General features: G+C 64.5%; 6 protein-coding genes. 2 read left to right on the top strand and 4 right to left on the bottom strand.

Annotated elements, in window-relative coordinates:
- A partial coding sequence (locus ACOZKU_RS17415) for a TetR family transcriptional regulator (protein WP_421579925.1) occupies positions 1 to 574 on the top strand: 574 nt, incomplete at its 5' end.
- Here the strand turns inward: ACOZKU_RS17415 and ACOZKU_RS17410 are convergent.
- Genes ACOZKU_RS17410 through ACOZKU_RS17395 form a run of 4 tightly spaced genes read right to left on the bottom strand, consistent with a single transcriptional unit; the run spans position 566 to position 5,203 of the window.
- Positions 566 to 772 (bottom strand): hypothetical protein, encoded by a 207-nt coding sequence (locus ACOZKU_RS17410; RefSeq protein WP_421579924.1) that lies wholly within the window; start codon positions 770 to 772, stop codon positions 566 to 568. The two genes, ACOZKU_RS17415 and ACOZKU_RS17410, sit on opposite strands and share 9 nt — an antisense overlap.
- Positions 773 to 811: 39 nt before the next feature.
- Complete coding sequence (locus ACOZKU_RS17405; protein ID WP_421579930.1) at positions 812 to 2,035, bottom strand: aminomethyltransferase family protein; 1,224 nt, start codon at positions 2,033 to 2,035, stop codon at positions 812 to 814.
- Between the two features lie 5 nt (positions 2,036 to 2,040).
- Entirely contained in the window at positions 2,041 to 3,597 is a 1,557-nt protein-coding gene (locus ACOZKU_RS17400) for a phytoene desaturase family protein (protein WP_421579923.1), read from the bottom strand.
- Positions 3,584 to 5,203, bottom strand: a complete 1,620-nt coding sequence (locus ACOZKU_RS17395) for a phytoene desaturase family protein (protein WP_421579922.1) — start codon at positions 5,201 to 5,203, stop codon at positions 3,584 to 3,586. Before ACOZKU_RS17395 ends, ACOZKU_RS17400 begins: the two co-directional genes overlap by 14 nt.
- Before the next feature lie 5 nt (positions 5,204 to 5,208).
- Here ACOZKU_RS17395 and ACOZKU_RS17390 point away from each other — a divergent pair, with 5 nt between their 5' ends.
- On the top strand, positions 5,209 to 6,117 hold the full coding sequence (locus ACOZKU_RS17390) for a methyltransferase domain-containing protein (protein WP_421579921.1): 909 nt from the start codon (positions 5,209 to 5,211) through the stop codon (positions 6,115 to 6,117).
- Positions 6,118 to 6,128: the final 11 nt, after the last annotated feature.

Genomic DNA, 6,128 nt, shown 5'->3' with positions numbered 1-6,128 from the left:
GGCGCCCGAGAAGGTCTTCTATGAAAAAGGTGTTGCCCATGCCTCCATGGAGGATGTGGCACGCGCCGCGGGGGTTACCCGCGGCGCCATCTACTGGCACTTCGCCAATAGGGCGGATCTGGTGCTGGAGCTCTACAATTCCTTGCCCATGCCCCAGGAAGAACTGATCGCCCGTGAGCTGGAAGCCGAGAATGCCGATGTCTTCGGCGTGCTCGAACGGGTCGGCCGCGAATGGCTGGAACTGCTGGCCGAGGACGAGCACCGCCAGCGCATCCTCTCTATTCTCCTGCGCTGTGACACGACAGGCGAATTCGCCGCCATTTCCGAACGGCAGAACGATCTCGACGACGAGCATATGAAGGCGCTGGAAGCAGCCTTCGTGAAGGCTGAGCGGCAGGGCAAGCTCGGCGGTGCGTGGACGCCCCGTTCGGCCGCCTCCATGCTGCGCTGGGTCATCAAGGGCCTGTGCTCGGAATGGCTGCTGTTCGGACGCCGCTTCGATATCGCCAGCGAAGGCAAGGATGCGCTGCGCCGACTGTTTGCGACCTACTCGGCGCCCACACCGTCAACCTGATCGGCGGAAAGCCTCCAGCTTCGAGATCCATTCCGCGCCCACCTGCCAGCGCCGAAGGACCGACACCGGGTCCTCCGCATCGAGCCTGGAACAGATGCGGTAGATCTCCAGTACCTCCGGCGCCATCTCGCCGCGCTGGCAGAAATACATCGCAGCCGCATAGCGCGCACGCCCGGACCATTCGGCGCCAGGCGGCATGGCGATGATCTCCCAGTTATGGCGGGTTTCCGCGTCCACTTATTTGAGGCCCGGCGGGGTCGCCGTGCGGCGGGCGAGCTTGACGAAGGGGCGGGGTACGATCTTCGCGCGTTTCATCATCTTCTGGTATTTCAGCTCGCGCATCGCATAGATTTCGACCCAAAGGTCTTCGGTGAACTTCGAGCCGTAGGGCCGTTCCAGGCTGGCGATGGCAATGTTGCGCTTGGCGGTCGGCGACCAGATCGCGGCGGTGACGAGGCCCGCCTCATGCTTCTGCCGGTGATAGACGATGGCTTGTTCGGCGGAAATATTCCCTTCGATTTCAAGGCCTAACAGGATGTGCTTGAGAGTCTGATTCCGCCGCGCATCGAGGATGGCGCGGCGGCCGTTGAAATTCGGCTTGTCCGGATCAACCAGCCAGTCGAGGCCGATTTCATCGGGCATACGCACGCGGTCGGCGCGCAGGGCGGCTTCGGCGGTCATGAAATCCGCATTGGCGACGATGAAGCCGGCCTCGATGCGCGTCTGGTTCAGTGCGCCATAGCCGATGGCGCGGATGGCGTGGCGCTCGCCGGCGGCCCAAAGTCGGTCCCAGAGCGAGAGTGCCCTGGAGCGCGGCACGAACAGTTCGTAGCCGAGATCGCCGGTAAAGCCGGTGCGCGAGATCGCGACCTCACCGCCCTCATGTGGGAAGGTGGCGATGTCGAACGGTTTCAGCCGTTCCACACCGGCGAAACCGGCATCGCGCAGCACGGCGTAACTGGTCGGGCCTTGCAGCGCGAGACCGGCGATTTCCTCCGTCTCCTCGCGGATATCGACGGTGAAGCCGAAGGCGCTGTCGAGCAGCCAGGGCAGGTGGCGTTCCTGGCAGCAGAGGCGGAATTCCTGTTCGCCGAGGCGGAACAGCGTGCCGTCATCCAGCACATGGCCGTGATCGTCGCACCAGGCAGTGTAGTGCACGCGGTTGACGCCGAGTTTCCGGACGTCGCGCAATGTCAGACGATTGAGGTAGCGTTCCGCATCCGGGCCGGCGATGCGGTACTTCACCATGGGCGAAATGTCGAACAGCGCGGCGGTCGAGCGGATGGCGAAATATTCGAGCTCGCCGTCGGTCAGCGAATGCGGCGCCTCGTAGCCGGCCCAGTTATACCAGTTGTTGACCTCGCTGATCGCCATCAGGCGTTCGTGGAACGGCGTTTCGAGGCGGGGCAGGAGGATATGGTCTCGGGCGGCGCGGCGCAGGTCGGCGGCGGATGTCGTCATGGCGTTCATGCGGTCGCTCCCGAAAGGATGTGGCGCGCGGCGTTCCAGCCCGGCAGGCCGGAAATCCCGCCGCCCGGATGTGCGCCGGCGCTGGCGAGATAGAGACCCTCGATCGGCGTCTTGTAACCGGACGCCGCTCCCGTCGGGCGGTTGACGAGCAGCTGGTCGGCCTGCAATTCGCCGTGATGCCAGTGGCCTCCGGGCAGATTGTATTCCGCCTCGATATCGACCGGCGTCATTAGATTGGCGGCGAGGATCGACTTGCCGATGCCGGGCGCGTGGCGCTCCAGCACCTCCAGCACGATCTTCAGGAAGGCAGGCTTGCCATGCTCCCAGCCGGCCTTGAGGCGGTAGGGTGCATACTGCACAAGTGCGGACAGCGTGCAGGCGCCTGATGGGGCAAGCGACGGGTCGGCGAGGCTGGGCAGCGTGATTTCCATGACCGGATCGGTGGAGAATTCGCCGTATTTTGCCGGGTTGAAGGCCGTCTCGACCTGTTCCTTCGAGCGCACCAGCACGATCCGGCCGTTACGGGCCTCCGTCGGTAGGCCGGCAAAGTCCGGGACGCGGTTCAGCGCGAGATCGAGCTTGGCGACATTGCCTTGGCTGCGCACGTTCTTCACCGAGCGGACGAAGCCGGTGCCGCTTTCGGCGGGATCGACAAGGCGCAGGAAGGTCGTCTGCGGATGCACGGCCGAAACGACGACAGGAGCCGAGATCTCCGTGCAGTCACCGAGAACGACGCCGCCGGCGCGACCGCGATCCGCGAGGATGCGGGCGACGGGCGTCGAACAACGGATGGTGACGCCGGCCTTTTCCGCCGCGCGCCGGAAGGCGGGGGCGATGCTCGCCATGCCGCCTAGCGGTACGAACTGCCCACCTGGGCGGCCGGCGACGTCACCAGTCAGGCGGTAGTAGAGGCCGAGCAGGGAGGTCGGCGAGCGTGGGCCGAGATGGATGCCGAGCGTGGCGTCGAAGGCGAGAAGGCCCTTCAGGCGGTCGTCGGTCAGGTATTCGTCGGTGACGTCGGCGACGTTCATCAGCAGCATGCGCAGGAAATCGCGGCCTTCGCTGCGACCCTTACGGATCAGACTGAAGCCGGCGCCGGCAAGCGTCGAGAGGTCGCCGAGCGAGACCGCGCCGATCTGCGGCGGCGGGCGGCGCAGGAAGCGCTTCAGGATGCCCGCCTGGAAGATGAGTTTCTTGCGCATCGCCGCGAAGGCGGCCTGCTCTTCCGCGGAGACGCCGTCGATGCTCTCGCCATAGGCGCCGTGCAGGACGACCGCCGTGCCGGAGCCGTCGAGCACCGTCGTCGGCAGCAGTTTCTCATCGCCCTTGAGGTCGAGGCCGATATCCCTGGCGACCTCCGCATCCAGCCGGTTGACGAGATGGGCAAGGCCGGCGGAGCGGAAACCGGGGGCGAATTCACGGCCGCGGGTGGCGCCGCCCGGTTCGTTCGCCGCTTCCAGCACCAGAACGCGGCGGCCGCCCTTGGCGAGGCGGGTGGCGGCGGCAAGGCCGTTGTGGCCGGCGCCGATCACGATGGCATCAAATGACGTCATGGGCTTTGCTCATCTCAACGGGAGAACGCTTGAGGTCGCGCAGGATTTCGGCGGCGGCGTTGCGGCCGGGCGCGCCCATCACCCCGCCGCCCGGGTGGGTGGAGGAACCGCACATGTAGAGCCCGTGGATGGGGCTGCGGTATTGCGCATAGCCGGGTACCGGCCGGTTGAAGAGAAGCTGGTCGAAGGTCAGTTCGCCCTGGAAGATATTGCCCTCGGTCAGGCCGACTTCCGCCTCGATCTCGCGCGGCGTGCGCACTTCCATATGCACGATGCGGTCGCGGAAGCCGGGCGAATAATCGGCGATCTGGCTGATGACGGTCTCGGCAAAGGCGTCGCGATCGGCATCCGTCCAGTCGCGGCCCTCCACCTTCGGCGGGCAATATTGCACGAAGCAGCTCATGAAATGCTTGCCGGGCGAGGTCATCGTCGGGTCGAGCAAGGTGGGGATCATCATGTCGAGGAAGGGATCGGCAGACCAGCGCCCGGCCTTCCAGTCGTCGTAACCGCGTTCCATGCGCTCGATACTGTCGGTGAAATGCATGTCGCCGCGAATGCAGTTCGAACCCTCGGGCAAAGCGGGGAATTCCGGCAGGCTGTCGAGGGCGATGTTCACCTTGCCGGACGAGCCGCGCATTTTGAAATGCTTGACGCGATGGACGAAATCGCCGGGCAGGTCCGTCTCGTCAACCAGCTTCAGGAAGGTTCGCTTCACGTCGGCATTGGAGACGACGAGATCGGCGCGCACCTCGTCACCGTTCGCCAGCACGACGCCGGTGGTGCGGCCGCCGCGTGTCAGGATTTTCGAGACCTCCGCATCCGTGCGGATCGTGCCGCCGGAGGCCTGAAAGGAGCGGGACAGGGCCTGCGTCACGGCACCCATGCCGCCGCGGGCATAGCCCCAGGCGCCGACGGAGCCGTCGACTTCGCCCATATAATGGTGGAGGAGAACATAGGCCGTGCCGGGTGACATCGGGCCGAGCGCCGTGCCAATGATGCCGGACAGTGCGAGATAGGCCTTGATGACGTCGGTCTCGAAATATTCGTCGAGGAAATCGGAGATCGACATGGTCCAGAAGCGCAGCGTCTCGGCCATTTCATGCGGGCTGAACGCGCCGAATTTCCTGGCGAGGTAGAGCAGTTCGGAAATATCACGCGGGCGGAAACCGAAGGGGTCGGGGGCGGTGCGCATCAGGAGCGGCTGGATGAAACGGCACTGGCGCGTCACGTCGCGAGCATAGCGCTCGTAGGCCTCGGCATCGCGCTTGGAATAGCGGGCGAATTCGCGGCGATGGCTGTCATGGTCGCGGTAGGAGGCGAGATAGTCGCCGTCGCGGGTGAAGACCGCGCCGCCTTCATAGGAGATCACCTGCAGGCCGTGTTTGGGCAGTTCGAGATCGCGCATGATCTCCGGCCTGAACAGCGAGCAGACATAGGAACAGTTGGAATAGAGGAAGCCGGGCGTCAGCTCGCGACTGGTGGCCGCGCCGCCGACCCAGCCGTTCTTTTCCACGACGAGAACGTTGAGGCCGGCGCGCTGGAGATAACAGGCCGTCACCAGCCCGTTATGGCCGCCGCCGACGATCAGGGCATCGTACTTTTGCATTCTTGATGTCTCCGTTGTTTTTAAAAGCTGCATCAAAAACAAAATGTTGTCCAGATATTCTGAATGATCATTCAGCAAGTATCTTGCAATCGCCTGATTATGCGCTAGAATTTCGATCCATTGGAAATGGCACCGGCCATGGGGCCGAAAGCAGGGAAGCCATGACGGCGGCAGTCGAGGATGGTGCAGCGGCGGAACCGGAATACGACGAGGCGGCGATCCGCTTCCTTGGCGTGATGTGGGGCGAGGGTTATCTTTCGCCCGGCGGCCCGGCGGAAGTCGACCGCGTGCTTGCGGGCATCGATCTCGCGGGCAAATCCATGCTCGATTTTGGCTGTGGCGCCGGTGGCATCACGCTGCATATCGCCAGGACGTACCGTCCGGCGGAGATCGTCGGTTATGACGTCGAACAGCCCGTTATCGAGCGGGCGAAGGCGGCTGTGGTGGCGCAGGGGCTTTCGACCGTCGCCCGGTTCGTCGCGAGCCCGCCGGGGCGGCTGCCGTTCGATGACGGCGCCTTCGACGTCGTCTTATCCAAGGATGCGATGATCCATGTGCCGGACAAGGAGGCACTTTTTGCCGAACTGTTCCGCGTGCTGAAGCCTGGTGGCATGCTTGCCGCTTCCGATTGGTTGATCGGTCATGATGGCGAGCCGAGCGCCGATATGCAGGACTATATCGCCGCCGAGGGACTGCGCTTCGGCATGGCGTCGTCGCAGAGCTATCTCCAGGCGATGACGAAAGCGGGCTTTGCCGATGGCATCGCGGAGAGCCGCAATGCCTGGTACCGCGAGGTGGCGCGCGGCGAGCTGGAGCGGCTGAAAGGGCCGCTTTATGCCGAGGCCGTTGCCCGTCGGCGAGGCCTATGTGGCGAAGAACATCCGCACCTGGACCGCCATGCAGAAGGTTCTTGACAGCGGGGAGC

This window comes from Shinella sp. M31 (genome assembly GCF_049199205.1).
Classification (GTDB): Bacteria; Pseudomonadota; Alphaproteobacteria; order Rhizobiales; family Rhizobiaceae; genus Shinella.
The sequence above is the reverse complement of the archived record's forward strand: the minus strand, read 5'-3'. Positions and strand labels throughout refer to the sequence as shown.